The organism is Jatrophihabitans sp. (assembly GCA_036399055.1).
Lineage (GTDB): Bacteria > Actinomycetota > Actinomycetes > Mycobacteriales > Jatrophihabitantaceae > Jatrophihabitans_A.
Genome location: DASWNX010000029.1, coordinates 71,808 through 89,958, shown reverse-complemented (window position 1 = coordinate 89,958; position 18,151 = coordinate 71,808). Strand labels below are relative to the sequence as shown.

At 66.5% G+C, this 18,151-nt stretch carries 11 protein-coding genes; 6 read left to right on the top strand and 5 right to left on the bottom strand.

Annotated elements, in window-relative coordinates; translation table 11 throughout:
* Nucleotides 1-47: 47 nt before the first annotated feature.
* The 3 genes from VGB75_11600 (at nt 48) to VGB75_11590 (ending at nt 9,640) form a co-directional block, all read left to right on the top strand.
* Nucleotides 48-1,139, top strand: coding sequence for an SIS domain-containing protein (locus tag VGB75_11600; protein HEY0167675.1), 1,092 nt, complete (start codon nt 48-50; stop codon nt 1,137-1,139).
* Between the two features lie 63 nt (nt 1,140-1,202).
* Entirely contained in the window at nt 1,203-8,447 is a 7,245-nt protein-coding gene (locus VGB75_11595) for an amino acid adenylation domain-containing protein (protein HEY0167674.1), read from the top strand.
* A complete protein-coding gene (locus VGB75_11590; protein ID HEY0167673.1) occupies nt 8,444-9,640 on the top strand; it encodes an FAD-dependent monooxygenase in 1,197 nt (398 codons plus the stop codon). Before VGB75_11595 ends, VGB75_11590 begins: the two co-directional genes overlap by 4 nt.
* A gap of 340 nt (nt 9,641-9,980) precedes the next feature.
* Here the strand turns inward: VGB75_11590 and VGB75_11585 are convergent, their stop codons facing one another.
* The 3 genes from VGB75_11585 to VGB75_11575 all read right to left on the bottom strand — a co-directional run bounded on the left by VGB75_11585 (nt 9,981) and on the right by VGB75_11575 (nt 12,613).
* A complete protein-coding gene (locus VGB75_11585) occupies nt 9,981-10,634 on the bottom strand; it encodes an ATP-dependent Clp protease proteolytic subunit (GenBank protein HEY0167672.1) in 654 nt (217 codons plus the stop codon).
* Nucleotides 10,635-10,636: 2 nt separating this feature from the next.
* Complete coding sequence (locus tag VGB75_11580) at nt 10,637-11,218, bottom strand: ATP-dependent Clp protease proteolytic subunit (protein HEY0167671.1); 582 nt, start codon at nt 11,216-11,218, stop codon at nt 10,637-10,639.
* A 366-nt stretch (nt 11,219-11,584) separates the two neighbouring features.
* Nucleotides 11,585-12,613, bottom strand: a complete 1,029-nt coding sequence (locus tag VGB75_11575) for a methyltransferase (GenBank protein ID HEY0167670.1) — start codon at nt 12,611-12,613, stop codon at nt 11,585-11,587.
* Between the two features lie 282 nt (nt 12,614-12,895).
* Here VGB75_11575 and VGB75_11570 point away from each other — a divergent pair, with 282 nt between their 5' ends.
* Entirely contained in the window at nt 12,896-14,167 is a 1,272-nt protein-coding gene (locus VGB75_11570; GenBank protein HEY0167669.1) for a cytochrome P450, read from the top strand.
* Between the two features lie 109 nt (nt 14,168-14,276).
* Here the strand turns inward: VGB75_11570 and VGB75_11565 are convergent, their stop codons facing one another.
* Nucleotides 14,277-15,668 carry a serine hydrolase domain-containing protein gene (locus VGB75_11565; GenBank protein HEY0167668.1) on the bottom strand — a complete coding sequence of 464 codons (1,392 nt, stop codon included), beginning with the start codon at nt 15,666-15,668 and terminating at the stop codon, nt 14,277-14,279.
* A gap of 86 nt (nt 15,669-15,754) precedes the next feature.
* On the bottom strand, nt 15,755-16,432 hold the full coding sequence (locus VGB75_11560) for a hypothetical protein (protein HEY0167667.1): 678 nt from the start codon (nt 16,430-16,432) through the stop codon (nt 15,755-15,757).
* Here VGB75_11560 and VGB75_11555 point away from each other — a divergent pair.
* Both VGB75_11555 and VGB75_11550 read left to right on the top strand, forming a co-directional pair.
* Nucleotides 16,422-17,336: a beta-propeller fold lactonase family protein gene (locus VGB75_11555; GenBank protein HEY0167666.1), complete on the top strand. Its 915-nt coding sequence runs from the start codon at nt 16,422-16,424 to the stop codon at nt 17,334-17,336. The two genes, VGB75_11560 and VGB75_11555, sit on opposite strands and share 11 nt — an antisense overlap.
* Nucleotides 17,337-17,624: 288 nt before the next feature.
* Complete coding sequence (locus VGB75_11550; protein ID HEY0167665.1) at nt 17,625-18,116, top strand: DUF3253 domain-containing protein; 492 nt, start codon at nt 17,625-17,627, stop codon at nt 18,114-18,116.
* Nucleotides 18,117-18,151 lie beyond the last annotated feature (35 nt).

Here is an 18,151-nt window from a genome sequence, read left to right as displayed (position 1 = left end):
CCGCTAGTCGCTTACAGCCTCATCCTGCGATCACTTGGAGCAAAGCCATGCCTTCTCGGCTCGAACGATACGAACAATTCCTCTCCACTGAGTACCGGTCCGCCTTCGTCAAGTCCTCCGAATACAGCATCGACGAGATCACCGACCAGTTGCGCGACCGGATGGCCAACGGCGAGTTCCGGCAGATCGTGTTCAGCGGCATGGGCTGCTCGGCCATCGTCTCCGACGTGATCCGGACCTACCTGGGCACCTTCGACAGCGGCCTGGAGATCTTCGTCTTCAACGACTACGACTTCCAGTTCTTGGTGCCCCGTTCAGTGATCGAAGATCCATCGACGCTCATCATCCTGAGTTCCTACAGCGGTCACTCCAACGAGCCGATCCGAGCCTTCCACGACATGAAGGAGATGCATGACCGGGTGCTGCTGCTCACCTCGGGCGGCCGGCTGGCACAGTTGGGCAGCGAGTTCGGAGTGTCGATTGCCCGCTGGCAATTGAGCAATCCGGATCGGGAGTACCCGCTCTTCCACGTTGGGCAGTACTTCGCGATCCTGATCAAGATGTTTTCCGAATTGGGCCTGCTCCAGCAGGACCGCAGTGCCGAGGTGCGCGCGCTGGTCGACCAGTTGGCCACCGACTTCGATGCCGAGCTGGAACGGGCTGCGATCGACGCCGCGCACCGCGCGCAGGACGCGAACATCATCATGATCGCATCGCCGAAGTGGCATGAAAGCTTGCTGAAACTGGCGAAGATGCACTTCAACGAGATCGCGATGGTGCCCGCCACCAGGAACTACTTCCACGAGTTCTGCCACAGCGAGGTCGCCACCCTGTCCGACCCCGATCGCCGTCACCTGGTGCTGATCTTCTGTGACGATGAGGAAGACGCATACACGGTCCAGAAGCGAGAGAACCTGGTTTCACTCCTGCAGAGCCCGTTGCCACAGAACCGCAACGTCGAGGTGGTTCAGGTCCGGCTCGACCAGCCGAGCTTCATGCGCAAGTACTTCACAGCGCTGGAATTCGTCCAGCGCGTGACTCTCGAGCTCGGCAAGTTCTACCAGACGCAGTCGCGCGACCTGATCTCCGAGGCCGCCGGCAACCCCTGGTACCACTCCACGGTGGTCGCGCTCGGCTGAGCAGCTTCGGGATCTCGTTCAGCCAGTGGACACCACTTCAGTGCACTCAAGGGATACCGGCAGATGACTTCGACGTACCAGCTGACTGCCTGCCAACGTGACGTGTGGGTGGCCAATTCGCTCTTTCCGGAACTACCGCAGTTCAACGTCTTCATCTATGACCGCATTGTCGGCGCCAGCTCCGATGCCGAGCTCCAGGCATGCCTGGCTCGGGCGGCCGAGCGCAATGACGCGCTGCGGATGCGGATCGACGAACGGGACGGCGTTCCGTACCAGTGGCTGGCCGAAACACCACCTACGGTGGAGCTCGTCGACCTGTCCGGTGCGGCCGATCCCCGGCAGGCCAGTGCGGACTGGTTGCGCGAGGCGTTCGACACGCCGTTCAAGCCGCTTCGATCGCAACTCGTGCAACTGGCCGTCATTCGAGAGTCACCCCAGGTCGCCTATGTGTATGTCCGCTCGCTACACATCCTGAACGATGCCTGGAGCCTCAACCTGATCATGGCCCAGTTCCGCCGGGACCTGGCCACCCTGCAGGAAACCGGGAAGCTGCCCGACCGGCCGGCGCCGTCGTACCGGACGGCGATCGAGCTCGATCAGGGATTCCGCGCATCGTTGGGGCATTCCAGCGCGCAGGAGCACTTCCGTGCCGAACTGGCCGGTCTGGAGCCCGCGCTCTACCAACGCCGGGAACCCGCCGGCAGCCGGCGCAGCGCGCGCCACCACTTCACCGTGGAACGCGAGCTGATCGATCGGATACGTGGCCAGGGCCATTCGGTTTTCGCTTTCATGACCGGTGTGTTGGGCCTCTATCTGAGCCGGGTGCACCGTACCGATGACGTGTGCGTCGGGGTGCCCCTGCTGAACCGGCCCAGCACTACCGAGCAGCAGATGGTCGGGCACTTCGCCAACACGCTGCCGCTTCGGCTGACCATCGGCGCCGAGCAGACCTTCACCGAGCTGGTGACCGCCGTACGTGCCGGCACCCGCGGATTGAAGGCTCATGAGAGGCTGGCTGTCGGTGATCTGCTGGCGGCTCTGCCGAACAGCGGCCAGGGCCCCAAGAGGCTGTTCGACGTGACCATCGCCTACCTGCAATGGCCGAGTCCACCCACCATTCCCGGTTTGCGTTACGACACCGTGGTACAGGCCCGTGCGCATGACGACGACGCGCTCGGCATCGTGGTCAACGAGTTGGACGATGTCAGCGATGTGCAGGTCGACCTCGACTACGGCTGCGACGTGTTCGATGACGACTACCGGATCGAGGACTTCGTCCGCCACCTGCAGACGCTGCTTCGTAGTGCGCTGGACGAGCCGGACCGGCAGGCGCAGCAGCTGCCGATGCTCGATCCGGCCGAACTGGAGGCGGTATCCCGGCAGGTCAACCGGACCCGATTCCCGTTCGATGAGCAGACCACCCTGGCGGCCCAATTCCAGGCCCAGGCGGCCCGAACGCCGGACGCAGTCGCGGTGCTGGATGACCAGAGCAAGCGGCAACTCACCTACCGGGAGCTCGATGCCGAGTCCGACGCGCTGGCGGCGGTACTACATGCCGACGGCCTAACGGTCGAAGAGCCGGTGGCCATCCTGCTCGAACGCAGTCCGGCGATGATCATCGCGATCCTGGCGGTGCTCAAGGCCGGCGGGGCCTACCTGCCCATCGATCTCGGCTATCCAGCCAACCGGATCGAGTTCATCCTGCGCGACAGCGGCGCCCGGATCGTGCTGCATGACGGCCGGATCGATCAGGAGGTCGACTGGGGCGCGGCGATCCGGCACGATCTCAGCCGGGGACTGCCCAGCTGCCCGCAGCCGGCGGAGCCGGCGGCGGTCACCGGCGACAACCTCGCCTACATCATTTACACCTCAGGGTCGACCGGCCGTCCTAAAGGCGCGCTCATCGAGCACCGGTCAGTGATAAACCGACTGCGCTGGATGGACAGACGCTATCCGCTCGGCCCGGACGACGTGCTCATCCAGAAGACTCCGATCTCCTTCGATGTCTCGGTCTGGGAACTGTTCTGGTGGATGCTGGCCGGTGCACGGGTGGTGCTCCTGGCGCCCGGGCACGAGAAGGACCCGCGGCAACTGGCTCGGGCGGTGGCCGAGTACGGGGTGACCGTCGCGCACTTCGTGCCGTCGATGCTCGACCCGTTTCTCGACCTCGCCGAGGAGGAGCAGCGCAACCCCGATCGCCCGGCCAACCCGCTGGGCAGCCTGCGGCGAGTGTTCTGCAGTGGCGAGGCGCTGCTACCGCAGCAAGTCCGGCGGTTCGCCACGCTCGCATCGCACAGTGCCGAGCCGGCCAGGCTGGTGAACCTGTACGGCCCCACCGAGGCGACCGTCGATGTCAGCTACTACGACTGCCCGGCCGACCCGGACCTGGAACTGAGCCGGGTGCCCATCGGCCGTCCGATCGACAACATCGAACTCTTCGTGATGGATCGGCACGGGCTGGTGCAACCGGTCGGGCTGGCCGGCGAGCTGTACATCGCGGGGGTCGGCGTCGGCCGCGGATACCTCAACCGCCCGGAGCTGACCGCGGAGAAATTCGTCGCCAACCCGGCGATCGGCTCGCTGTCGGACTATCCGACGCTGTATCGCACCGGTGACCTGGTGACCCGTGCCGCCGATGGCGAGATCAGCTTCTTGGGACGCATCGACGGGCAGTTGAAGATCCGGGGCAACCGGGTTGAACTCGGCGAGGTCGAGTCCGCGCTCACCGAGATCGACGGGGTTCGTGCGGCGGTGGCCGCCGGTCAGCCGGGCCCGACCGGGTCGCTGATGCTCGTCGCCTACTACGTCGGCGATCCGAGCCTGACCCCGGCCGTGTTGCGGCAGGAGCTGCAACGCCGGCTGCCCGACTATCTGGTGCCGTCGGTGTTCCAGCTCATCGAGTCGATTCCCCTGAGCCCCAACGGTAAGGCCGACCGCGCGGCGCTTTCGCTGCTGCTGGAGGGCCAACCGGCCAGCGTCGACCCGCCGCGCACCGAACTGGAGGCCTCGATCGCGGCCATCTGGCGCAGCGTGCTCAAGGTCGAGGCGATCGGGGTGCACGACAACTACTTCACCGTCGGCGGTGACTCGATCACCATGCTGCAGATCCGCGCAGCCGCGGAGAAGGAAGGCATCTACTTCGAACTGGCCGACCTGATCCGCCGGCCGACGGTTGCCGGCCTGGCCGAGCGCGCTTCGAGCAGCCCATCAGCTCAGGCCGATGAGCCGTTGGCGCCGTTCGAACTGCTCCGTCCGGCCGACGCGGCGATGCTCACTCGGCCGAACCCGGTCCTCGGCGCCGTGGACGGCTATCCGGCGACTGACCTTCAACTCGGTCTGCTCTACCACAGCGCCGAGCACGAACGTTCGGCCGTCTATCACGACGTGTTCCGCTACTCGCTGCGCATCCGGCGGGACGAGGATCGCTTCGTTGCCGACTTCACCCGTGCGTTCGAGCTTGTGAAGCGCCGGCATCCGGTGCTGCGGTCATGGTTCGACCTGGGTAGCTTCAGCGAGCCGGTGCAGCTGGTCGCCGCGGAGGTGGCCGGTGGCCTGGAGTTCCGGGACCTGCGGTCCGTCGCCGCGGAGGATGCGGAGGCGGCGATCGAGAACCATGTCGCCGATCGCCGCTTCCACCGTTATGTCTTCGACGCCGCGCCGCTGTACCTCTTCCGGGTCCATCTGCTGCCGGACACTGTGGAGTTGGTGTTCAGCTTCCACCACGCGATTCTGGACGGCTGGAGCGTGGCGACTCTGGTCGGCGAGCTTTTGCAGGACTACCTCCACCTGGCCGGCGCCTCGATCGACCCGGTGGGGCTGACCGAGCGGCCGTCTCCCGGGTATCACGTCCGGGCTGTGCGGCAGGCCGAGGCTGATCCGGAATCACGCCATTATTGGCAGCAGAAACTCGACCAGGTCGAGCCGATCCAGCTGACCGGATCGCGGCCGCACGTACGACCGGACAGCGGCGAGCTGATCGCGCTGCGGGTCGAGTTGCCGGCCGGCCTAGAGGCCCGGGCCCGGGACCTGGCGCGAGAGCACGAGCTGCCGCTGAAATCGGTGCTGTTCGCGGCCTACTTCGGGCTGCTGCGGCTGCTCACCGGGGCCGATGACATCACCATCGGCCTGGTCACGGGTGGCCGGCCGGAACGTAGCGATGCCGAACGGGTCACCGGCCTGTTCCTGGGCACGCTACCGGTACGGCTGCGCTCGGTCACCGGCTCATGGCTGGCCATCGCCCAGGCGTTGTACGCGGCCGATCAGGACAATCACCAGCACCGCCGCTACCCGCTCAGCGCAATCCAGCGTGATCTCGGCGGCCGGTTGCCGTTCGACACCGCCTTCAACTTCGTCCACCTGCGGGTGCTCAACGACCTGCTAAAGCACGATGAGGTGGACCTCATCGACTTTCAGACGTGGGAAGAAACCAACTTCGCCCTGCTTCTGAACGCGGTGCTGGACCCGGCCGACGACCGGCTGTGGCTGCGCTTCGACCTGGACGGCCGGACGTTCGGCCGGGCCCAGGCCGAACAGCTGGCCGCGAGTTACCTCGATATCCTCGACCACCTGGTCACGCATCCCACCGAGCCGGTCGGCTTGGAGTTCCTGCCCACCACGCTGCCGGAACCGACGACCCATCCGGCGCCGCACACGGTGATCGATCGATTGGACCGCCACGCCCGGCAGCGACCGTCGGCAATCGCGGTCGCCCACCACGACGTCCGGTGGAGTTATCAGCAGCTGTGGCAGGCATCGGAGCGCATCGCACGCCGTTTGATCGCGCTGGGGGCCCGTCCCGGTAGCCACATCGGCATCGCGATGCACCGCTCACCGGAGGCGATCGCCGTGATCATCGGCGTCGCCAGGGCCGGTTGCGCGTGCGTGCCGCTGGACGTGACCTACCCACCGGATCGGATAGCCAGAATGGTCGAACGGTCACAGCCGGCCGTGGTGGTCACGTCCCAGGCCGGTGACCAACCCGGCGTCGACCCGTCGCTGGTGGTTGCGGTCGAGCAACTGCTGGCCGAACCGGCCGGCGATGCCGCCGCGGCGGCAAGCCTGCCCCGGCTGGATCCGGACAGCGTCGCCTACGTGCTGTTCACCTCCGGCTCGACCGGCTTGCCGAAGGGGGTGCAAATCCCACACCGGGTGCTGGCCAACTACGCGAGCTGGCAGGAGCAAGCCGTGAGCGGCCGGACCGCTCGGGTCACCCTGCAGTTCGCCCCGCTCAGCTTCGACGTCGCCTTCCAGGAGATTCTCTCGACGCTGTACGCCGGCGGCCAGTTGCAGCTGATCGACGAGAGCCACCGGCATGACATGCCTGAGCTGCTCAGGCTGCTCGAATCAAGCGGCGTGGAAAGGGTGTTCCTGCCCTACGTCGCATTGCAGCAGCTGGCCGAGGCATCCGTCACGCTCGGGCTGCGGCCGTCTCGGCTGTCGACGATCATCTCCTCCGGCGAGCAGTTGCGGGTCACCGAGCAGATTCGGCAGTTCTGTGCCGCGCTACCGGGCACCGTGCTGGAGAATCAGTACGGGCCTACCGAAACGCATCTGCTGACCAGTTTCCCGATGACCGGTGACCCACAACTGTTTCCCGAGTTACCGCCGATCGGGCGGCCGATCACCGGCGTTGAGCTACTCCTGCTGGATGACCAGCTTCGGCATGTGCCGGACGGCGGCAGAGGCGAGTTGTACGCCCAAGGGCTATGTCTGGCCGATGGCTACCTCGGCCAGCCGGAATTGACTGCCGAACGGTTCAGCTATCGCGAAGGTGTGCGGATCTACCGCACCGGTGATCTAGCGACCAGGCTGCCCGGCGGCGAGCTTGTCTGGCTCGGCCGAGCGGATTCCCAAGTCAAGGTACGAGGATTCCGGGTCGAACTGGCCGAGGTCGAATTGGCTATCCGGGCCGCGGGCCGAAAGAATCCGGCGCTGGTTGACGTCGCGGTGATCGCGCGTAGCCGGGCCGCCGGTGCTGACGCGTTCCTGGTGGCCTACCTGACCGGTGATCCGGCCGAGCTGGACATCGAGGAGCTGCGCGGCTACCTGCATGGCGCGCTGCCCGGTTACATGGTGCCGAGCTATTTCGAGTGGATCTCGGCATTCCCGCGCACGGCCAGCGGCAAACGGGACGACGCGGCACTGGCTGAGCTGCCGCTTGCCTCCGGACGGATCTCCTCGGGCCGACCGGCCCGGGATAGTTGGGAAGGCGGCGTGCTCGAGCTGGTGCGTCAGGTGCTCGAGTCCGACCAGATCGGCATCGAGGACAACTTCTTCGAGGCCGGCGGGACGTCGCTGTCGGCGATGCGGCTGACGGTGCTGATCGAGAAACGGTTCGGTGCCCCAATGCCGGTGTCGGCTCTGATCACGGCGCCCTCCGTAGCGGCGCTGGCAGCTCGGCTGCGGTCGGCGCCGGACCGGGGAACCTTCGACCCAGTGGTGCCGATGCGCTCGACCGGGTCGCGACGGCCGCTGTTCCTGGTCCATCCGCTTGGCGGCAACGTCTTGTGCTACCGAGGCTTGACCGAGCGCCTAGGCGCTGATCAGCCGGTGTACGCACTGCAAGCGCCGGGCAGCGTCGGCGGCAGCGAACCGCTTGGATCGGTTCCTGAACTCGCGGCACTGTACGTAGCAGCGATCCGCCGGATACAGCCGAGCGGGCCGTACAACATCGGTGGCTGGTCCTTCGGCGGCTTCATCGCATTCGAGATGGCCCGTCAGATCACCGCCGTCGAGCCAGCCGGGGTGGCCCAACTGATCCTCATCGACCCGATCGCAATCGAGCAGGGCCAACGTCCGGAGATCGCCGACCGTTCGCTGTTGGAGTGGTTCTTCTGGGAGATGCTCTGGGCCGAGCACGGCGGCCTGACCGAGGTGGAGGCGGTGCCGGCCGACCTCGATGCCGACCGGGCGTTCGACTTCGTCGCCGATCGTGCTGCGGCAGCCGGGGTGTTGGCCGACACCGGCTCCGCCGAACAGGTGCGTCGGCTGTTCTCGATGTTCAAGGCGCACTGGCAGGCGCTGTTGACCTATCAGCCTGAACCGGCGCCGCAGGATCTGCTGTTGCTGCGCGCCACCGCGCAACTGCCAGCGGTATTGCAGCCGATGCACGGTGCTGCCCGAAGCCTGCACACCGACTCCACCAACGGCTGGTCGGCGATGACCACCGGCCGGATCGAAGTCGTCGATGTCGACGGCGATCACCTGGTGCTGCTGGATGAACCATACGTGGAAGGGATCGCCGACACGATCAATCGCGTCTTGCGGTCGAACCCATCCGACATTGCGACAGATAGGAAGCGAGCATGACCGAGAACCGCGCGAAGAAGGCGATCATCGTCGGTGGCGGCATCGGCGGCCTGGCAGCCGCCGCTACCCTGCGCAAGGTCGGGCTGGAGGTGGAGATTTGGGAGCGTGCCCGCGAGCTCAGGGCGGGCGCCACCGCGGTCTCGTTCATGTGTAACGCAGTATCGGCGCTGCACACCCTCGACATTCACCTCGAAGAGGAATTGGCTGCCCGCGGCCGCGTCTTCGAAAGCCTGGATTTCCGTACCCGCAAGGGTCGGCTCATCCGCTCGATGGACTTCAGGGAGTTCGCCCGCAAGCAGGACGCACCCAGCTTCGCAGTTCACCGGGCCGATCTGCAGGCAGCCTTGCTGGCCGCGGCCGGCTCTGATCTGCGGATCGAGCTTGGCGCGGTGGCAACCGGTTTCCGGGTCACCGACACCGGCGTGCAGGTTGACTTCACCGACGGGCGGCAGGCAACCGGTGACCTGCTGATCGGTGCTGATGGTTTCAATTCCGCGATCCGCAAGCAGGTGATCGGCACTGAAGAGGTCCGGGACGGCGGCTACGTCTGCTGGCTGGCTACCGTGCCGTTCGAGCACCCGAAGTTCGTGCCCGGCTTTGCCGCTCACTACTGGGGCGCCGGCGAAAGATTCGGGCTGGCCGATATCGGCAACGGCCGCGCGTACTGGTGGGGCACCAAGAACACCGCGCCGGGCCAGCCCGCCGGCGCCGACGTGAAGGCCGAGGTAGAACGGGTGTTCGCGGGCTGGGCGCCTGAGGTGCCAGAGGTGATTCGCAGGACACCGGCGGAGAGCATCGTGACGGTACGTGCCCAGGACCGGCCGTTCCGCGACACCTGGGGGCAGGGTCCAGTCACCCTGCTCGGCGACGCGGCCCATCCCATGCTGGTCAGCCTCGGCCAGGGTGCGGCGATGGCCGTGGAGGATGCGGTGGTGTTGGCCCAGCAATTGGCCGCCCAGCCCGGCGTCGAGCCGGGCTTGCGCGGCTATGAGGCGGTGCGGATCCCGCGCACTCAGATCATGGTCGAAGCCTCGTATGCGCTCAGTCAGGTCGAGCAGCTAGAGGGCCCCATCAAGCATCGGATGCGGGCGCTGTACTTCAAGTTCACCCGGGAATCGAAGTTCGCCGAGCAGAACGCCAGCGTTCTGCTGTTCCCGGCGACTGAGCCGGCTGTCTTGGCCTCGGTCCGATGACCGGATCGCCACGGGTGGCGTGCTGATCCGACAGGTGAACCGTGATGATGTCGTACGCGGCGCTGGGCCGCGACGAGCACAGCCACGGTCGGAGCGCCCCGGGGTTTCGAGTTGACCGAGCGCGGCCGACACCTGTCCTTCGGCTTCGGCTTGGGAGCGCACTACTGCATCGGCGCGCTCGCCATCTCCCAGATGGCGTCTGGATGCAGGAGCTGCCCGATCAGGGCAGTGTCCGCAGCACCGACCGCGGCGGCAGCTGACGGACCAGTTCAGGGTTGTTCGTCGATGCGTTCCTTCGGTGTCAAAGGTGAGGCACGGGGAGGGTTCAGCGCGGAGCCTGCTAAGCCGGTGCTGCGGCGAGCGCCCGAGATTGAATCACACCGTCGATAAGGCCATAGTCGACCGCTTCTTCAGCGGTGAGGAACCTGTCGCGCTCGATGTCCTCGCGGATCTGGGCGATCGACCGGCCGGTGTGCTTGGCCAAGATCTCCTCGAGCTGATCGCGCAGGCGCGACATCTCCTCGGCGTGAATCTGCAGATCTGAGACCTGGCCTTGGATGCCACCGCTGGATGGCTGATGGATCAGCACTCGGGCGTTGGGCAGCGCGAACCGCTTGCCCTTGGTGCCGGCGCCCAAGAGCACCGCCGCCGCCGAATTGGCCTGGCCCATGCACACGGTCTGGATCAGGGGCCGAATGAACTGCATGGTGTCGTAGATCGCCATGAGCGAATCCAGCGCCCCGCCGGGGGAGTTGATGTAGATCGTGATCTCGCGGTCCGGGTCCACCGACTCCAAGCAGAGCAGCTGCACGATGACGTCATTGGCGGTGATGTCATCGATGACCGTGCCGATGAAGACGATCCGCTCCTCATACAGCTTGGAGAACGGGTCGTAGTCCCGCGTGCCGGACGAGGTCTGTTCGACAAATCGAGGCAGGAACGAGCGGGCAGCCGGAGCGGCGTTGAGCTGCCTGCCGGCGCTGCGATACGTCATGCCTACCGGCCTTCCACGCCAGTCCCGCCGCCGCCCGGGATCAGCTCGGTCGAGCCGATCACGTCGTCGATCAGGCCATACTCCTTGGCCTCGTGAGCGGTGAACCAGCGATCCCGATCCGAGTCCCGGGTGATGGTCTCGAAGGTCTGGCCGGAATGATCGGCGATCAGCTGGGCCATCTCCCTCTTGGTCTTGACCAACTGCTCGGCGTAGATGCGGATATCGGTCGCGGTGCCGGCGAGGCCTGCGGATGGTTGGTGCATCAGGATCTTGGTGTGCGGCAGCGCGAATCGCTTACCCTTAGCGCCGGCCGTGAGCAAGAACTGTCCCATCGACGCGCAGAAGCCCATCGCGATCGTCACGACATCGTTTTTGATGTAGTTCATCGTGTCGTACACGGCCATCCCGGCGGTGACGGATCCGCCGGGCGAGTTGATGTAGAGGTAAATGTCCTTATCCGGATCCGCGGCGAGCGTGAGCAACTGCGCGGTGATCTTGTTGGAGATCTCGTCGTCTACCTGCTGGCCGAGGAAAATGATTCGATCCCGCAGCAAGCCTTCATAAACGGAGTCGCTGAAGGCCATCCCCCCACCAGAAGCCAATCTGGGGTTGAAGGGCGGAAGGTCGAAGTTCGGCATGGCTGATTGTCTCCTCGCTCGTTCGTCCAATGCCCGACCGACGGGTCGGAATTAGCGGTACTCGACACCTTACTCGCGAATCGGGCAGCTGCTGAGCAGGCGCCGTTCGCTGGTAGCGGACGGGCAGGTCGCAGGCGCTGGAGAGGCTCACGCACCGATGGGATCATCGCTCAAACCCAGGGCGGCCGCACCATCGGCTTCACCCGCGATCTGACTCAGACCGCGTTCTCGACATTACCGACACTGCTGGGGTAACCAGCGCCAACCACTACGCGGACAGCGGTGACCGGCCCGACGGCGAGTCCACCGGACTTATCCGGCGATGGGCTTGCGGGCACGCAGGATGACGTCGAAGCGGCCCGGGTACTGGCGGTCCATCGGCTCGAAGCCCGCTTCGGTGTACCACTGCTCGAATTCCTGGGCCGTGTAGATACGGCCCTCGGGTGAGGCGATCGTCTGGACGTACCCGGCCATGAACGCGGCGTGGGTGGGTCCGGTCTCGTCGTCGTCCTGGGCGCACGCGACGATCACCATGTGACCGCCCGGCTCCAGCGCGCGGTACGTCTTCGCGAAAAGGTCGCGGACCTGATCGGGCGACCAGATCTCAAGAAAACGGGAGTAGACGACGCAGTCGTGGGACGAGGGGAACTCGTCCTTCCAGATGTCGGTCCCCACCGCGTTGATGCGCTCGGAGAGGCCCGCCTCGGCGATGCGGGCGGCGGCCATCTCCGCCACGTTGGGCAGTTCGAGGATGGTTGCCTGAAGATGCGGCCAGCGCTGCACGAAACCGATGGAGTTGGTCCCGGTGCCTCCGCCGACGTCCAGCACCTTCTTGTACGACGAGAAGTCCACGGCGTTGACGAGGTCCTCGACCACTGAGCGACTCTGGTGCTCCATCATGGCCATGAAGACCTGCTCCAGGTTCTTGTCCTCGCCGAGGAGCTCGTAGAGCGTTGTCGCCGGGGTATCGGCGAGCAGTTCGCGATGCAGCCCCTCGTTCTTGTTGTTCACCAGCGACTCGTGGAGCCAGCCCATCGGCTGGTACAGCATCTCGTGGGTATAGCGGACGATCACGGGCATGAACGCGTCCTGATCGCCGGCCAGCAGGTCGGTGGCCGCGGTGTTGTGGTAGCCGTCGCCCTCCTTGCGCACGAGGCCGAACGCACAGCAACCGAGGAGCAGCACGTGTCCGGCACGTTCCTGCAGCCCGAGTTCAGCGGTGATCTCGTCAAGCCTGCAGCCCGGCCGGTTCTTGAGCAGGGTGAAGAGTTCAAGACGCAGAGCGGCGTGCATGAACGGGAACCTGAAGCTGGTGTACACCAGCTTCCACAGCTCGTCCAAGGCCGTCTCCGAAGAGTCCTTCATAGTGTGCCCTCCACGTTTCTTGCAGGTCGCGAGCAAACTCTCGGCCATGTGATAGCCAAGTTGCGCAACGTCCTGCTTTGTCCGGGTTTGTAGCGTATCAGATTGCCGCAGTCACCACCAAAGCCGGACAATCTCCGATGATCTATGGATCAATGGGGCAAATAGTTGCGCGAGTGGGGGTGCGGCACTAGCGTGAGTGGCTGTGCTTGGACTGGTCGGCGGGGCCAGCAACCCGGGCTTGAGGAAGGGAATCTCGTCGTGACCGAGACCGAGAATGCCGTCGCCGATCCCGCGATAGCCGACAGAACCGACCGGCCCGACAGCGCCGACGGGATCGAGGTGCTCGCCTCGCTCAGCCCCGACTTCGTCGCCGACCCGTACACCGCCTACGCGCGGCTGCGCGAGGGCGGCGGTCCGGTGCGCCAGGTGATGACGCCCGATCAAGGCCTGGTGTGGCTCGTGATCGGGTACGAGGCCGCGCGCGAGGCCTTCAGCTCCCCCAAGCTCAGCCGGGACTGGCACCGCGAGTGGCGGCAGGAAGGCTGGGAACCGCCGTACGCCCTGGACATGCTCGGCAACACCAACATGCTGATGAGCGACCCGCCCCATCACACCCGGCTGCGGAAGCTGGTGTCGCAGGAGTTCACGGCCCGACGCGTCGAGAAGATGCGGGGGCGCGTCCAGGAGATCACCGACGAGCTGCTGGACCGCATGACGGCGGACGGAGCGCGCCACGCCGACCTCATCGACGCGTTCGCCTCCCCGCTGCCCATGATCGTCATCTGCGAACTGCTCGGCGTCCCCGGCTTGGACCGCGCCTCCTTCCACCACTGGTCCAACGAGACCCTCGCGCCCACCAGCCCCGAGGCGGAGAAGGAGGCGTACGAGCAGATCATGCCGTATCTCGGAGGGCTCATCGCCGCCAAGCGCGAGAACCCCGGGGAGGACCTGCTCAGCGCCCTCGTCCACACGGCCGACGAGGGTGGAGACCGGCTCACCGAGGAGGAGCTGATCTCGTTGGCCTTCCTGCTGCTGGTCGCCGGGCACGAGACGACGGTCAACACGATCGGCAACGCGGTGCGCATGCTCTTCGCGCACCCCGACCAGCTGGCGGCCGTACGGGCCGATCCGGCGGGGCTGGCGGAGGGGCTGGTGGAGGAGACGTTGCGCTACGAAGGGCCGGTGCCGACCACCACGCCGCGCATCGCTCTGGAGGACACCGAGATCGGCGGCGTGCTGGTGCCGCGCGGTGGCATGGTGCTGGTCGACATGGCGGCCGCGGACCGCGACCCGGCGCGCTACTCCGATCCGGATCGCTTCGACGTACGGCGCGAGGACGCCCGGACCCATCTGTCCTTCGGATACGGGACCCGCTTCTGCCTGGGCGCCCCGCTCGCCCGCCTCGAGGGCGAGGTGGCGCTGCGCACGCTGCTGGAGCGCTGCCCGGACCTGGAGCCGGACGGGGAGCCGGGCGAGTGGCTCCCGGGGATACTGCTCCGGGGGGTGCGGTCGCTGCCGGTGCGGTGGTGATATGCCCGCCGCGGGCGAGCTGACCTTTGAAGAGAACGGCTAGCAGGTCGGCATCGGCGATGGGCAGCTTGAGCAGGACGAGTCCGGCGGGTAATGGGTGCCGCGACCTTTAGGCTGGCTCGGAAGCCGGCTCTGCACGGGTGGCCAGTCGGCCACCGAAGTGGAAGCCATCCACCGCGCCCCGGGCGTCACGCGTGAAATAACCGCGCATCCCTTTGGCCGGACCGTCGCAGACGACGAAAGGGTCCCCCTCGCCGGCGACGAGGGCCAGCGGGGTCTTCCTCTGGGCGTCCTCCTCTTCCCCGCCGCCCGTGATCTCGGCTACCCCCGCCTTCGGTCGACCCACCACCACCAGACGGCCCTGCTCCACGGTGACTGCGGCAACGACGGCGATGGTGTGATATTCGCCGGCGAAGACCGCGAGCTCGTCGTCGCCAACGACGAGCGGCTCAGGCCTGACGTCCTCCAGCTCCAGGTAGTGTCGTAGCGCCCACTTGGTGAGTTCGTCGTTCAGCTGTGGACCGTTAGGGCCGCTGTTGGTCATGCTGATCAGCGCGAACCCGCGCTGCGGCGCCATCGTGAAGTTGGAGTACTGACCATTTGTGCTGCCCCCGTGGCCGACCAGCCGCGTCCCGCCGATGTCGCGAAGTAGCCAGCTGAGGCCGACATAGTCGCCGTGCGTGCTGCCGCGCATGTCGACGGTGGGTTCCTGCATACGGCGCAGCAATGTGGCCGGCAGCAGCCGAGCGCCATCCGGCGCTGTGCCGTCACCCAGGTGAAAGCGGGCCCAAGCGAGCTGATCGGCCGCGTTCGCCGACAGGCCGCCTGCCGGAGCGGCGCTGCGAGGCACGGCCCACGGCCGGTTGACCGTGACGCGCCCGTCCTCGCGGCAGGTGTGGCCGACAGCGAACCGCCGGGTCATCACGTCCGCGGGGAAGAACCAAGTGTTCTCAAGCCCGAGCGGGGTGAGCAGAAGCTCGCGCAGCGCCTGCTCGTAGGTCGCGCCGCTCACCTTCTCGATCACCCGGCCCGCCAGTGACAGCGAGGCGTTGTTATAGCTGACCGGTCCGCCCAGCGGCGTCACCTGCTCGAGGTCGGCCATCAGCTCGACGTAACGCGCCAGGCTGTCGTCACCGTTGCCGGTGTCGGCGAACAGATCGCCGTCCCAGCCGGCCGTGTGGTTGAGCAGGTGGAGGACCGTCACCTGTTCGCCGACCTCGGGCTGCTTGGTCCGGAACTCCGGCACGTAGCTGCGTACCGGATCGTCCAGGCCAACCAGGCCCTGGTCGACAAGGCGCAGAAGCGCGGTCGCCGTGAACGTCTTTGTCGTCGAGCCCACCTGGAACAACGTGTTCGCCTCGACCGGGAGCGGATTCTCCACGCTGGTCACCCCAGAGAACGCATACCTCTCCTGCCCGTCGACCAGAACGCCCGCGGCGACACCGATGACGCCGAGCTCGCAGACCAGTCCGTCCAGCTTGTCCTGCAGCTCATCACTCACAAGCACTCCTCGGTGATCCGGTGGGGTACGGCGATCTCGGCGCGGGAGAGACTGCGTTCTAGGACTTCGCGCGCTCGCCGTAGACCTCACCACGCGGGTACCGTCGCTGCCAGTGTAAATCCCCCAAGTGGCTCGAAATCAAAGTTTCGGACAGCCGATCGCGGTGATCCATCAGGTGCCGGGCTACCAATGCGATCACCACCCGGCAGCTCCGGCGAGGCAGGGACGGGCGCAGCTTCGTCGATAAACCCGGCCGACGCGACCATGACCTCGACTTCGGCCATGGTCGGGGCCTCCAACCGGAAGGGGCGGAAAACGCTCACCGTTCGTGGGTTACGGTCGGGTCCTCCATCCACATCGAACCGATCGGGGACGATGAACATCCGTACCGAACCCGCGTTCGTGCGCCCGCGCCGCGGCGCCGTGGCGTGCGCCGTTGCCTTTGCCGTGCTCTCGACCGCCTCGGCCTGCGACCGGGCACGAGAGGACTCGCCGCCGGCCGCTGGTGGCGTCACCTCTCCCACGAAGACGCCGGCCAGCGCCACGAAGACGCCGACGGCCAGCGCCACGAAGACGCCGACACTCACAGCGTCGCCCACCTCGACGCAATCGCCGACCCCGAAGCCCGCCGACCAGCCGGTGTCCTTGCCACCGGCGGACACCACGGACTTCACCCGGCTGGATCGGCTGACCGGCCGGATGAGCCCGAAGTCGGTGGTCGCGGGTCCCGGCGGCATCATCACCGCACAGAACATGATGTACACGCACACGATCTCGGTGTTCGACCCGAGCGGAAAGTTGATCAAGACCATCCCGGACTCGGTCGAGCTGGCGGACTTCGGGATCAAGGGCCACCCGGGCACCTCGCAGGGCGCCCCGGTCGAGGCGGCGTTCACGCACGACGGCAAGTACGTCTACGTGTCGAACTACTCCATGTACGGCCAGAACTTCGGGCCAGAGGGCAGTGACTCGTGCACGCCGGCGTCGCAGCCGGACAAGAGCTTCCTGTACCGCATCGACACCGCGACGCTGAAGATCGACCAGGTGATCCCCGTGGGATCCGTGCCCAAGTACGTCGCGGTCACTCCGGACGACAAGACCGTCTTGGTGACCAACTGGTGTTCGTGGGACCTGTCGGTGGTCGACGTCGCCAGTGGCAAGGTCCGCAAGACGATTCCGCTGAACGGCAGCTACCCGCGCGGGATCGCCGTGGCGCCCGACAGCCGAACGGCGTTCGTCGCGATCATGGGCGCGGCGCGGATCGACAAGGTCGACCTGTCCGCAGGCGAGGTCTCGGTGTTCGCCGAGCCCGGGAGCGGCCCGCGTCACCTGGCGATCTCGCCGGACGGCAAGCACCTCTACTCCACCAACAACGGCTCGGGCACGGTCAGCAAGATCGACGCGTCCAGCGGCCGGGTGATCAAGTCGGTGTTCACGGGCAGCCAGCCCAGGTCGATGGCGATCTCCTCCGACGGCAAGGCCGTGTACGTCGTGAACTACGAGTCGTCTACGGTCAGCAAGCTGCGCACGTCCGACATGAGGGAGATCGCGGAGGAGCCCACCGATCACCACCCGATCGGCATCACCTACGAACCGAAGAACGGGACCGTGTGGGTCGCCTGCTACGTCGGCAGCATCATCGTGTTCGACGACAGCAAGGCCAGCTAGCCCACCAGCTAGAACCGCTGCGGCGTCGGGTGTGTCCGCCGCCGCTGGGCGAGCAGCGCCAGCCGGGTGGCCTGGACGCTGTCGTCGAGATCGGGTTCCGGTGAGTCCCCGCCAGCAGCGCGTCGAACACCGCCTGTGCTGCGCGCGGCGGTGGCGTCAGAGCCATCTCACCCGGAGGCCGGTCGTGGGCCACTGCCACTCCTACGCGGGTAACTGGTCGAGACGTGTCGATGTGGTGGGTGCCGGGAGGGATCGGGGCTGAGCCCGCCGGTGGCGGATAATGACTGTATGACGGAGGCCGCGCGTGGTGAGGTGACCGCGGACGGCCGGCACATCATCGTGGGTGGCCGGCGGTGGCGGGCCAGCGATCCGGCCATTCCGGAGTCGCTTCGCAAGGAGTTGGTGGCCGAGCTGATGGCCGCGCGCCGAGACGTCCGCAGCGACCCAGGGACCGCGCGTCCGCGGGTCCAGGACGCCAAGGTGGCGCTGGGGGAGCGGGGAGATCTGTGGTGGGAGCCCACGCCTGAGGGTCAACGGTTGCGGTTGGCCGCGGCGATGCGCGCGCTGCTGCGGCATCGAAGCCCTGAGGCGACGATCTGTCCCAGTGACGCGGCTCGGGTCGTGGGCGGGACGTCGTGGCGGGATCTGATGGACATGGCGCGCGAGGTCGCCCAAGGCCTGGCTGACGACGAGATCGTCGTGGTCCGTCAGCATGGGGTGGACGTCGACCTGTCCACGGCGGTCGGCCCGGTGCGACTGGCTCGTGGCCGCCGATGGTGACACCGCCGGGTCACCGACCAGATCATGCGGTTCTA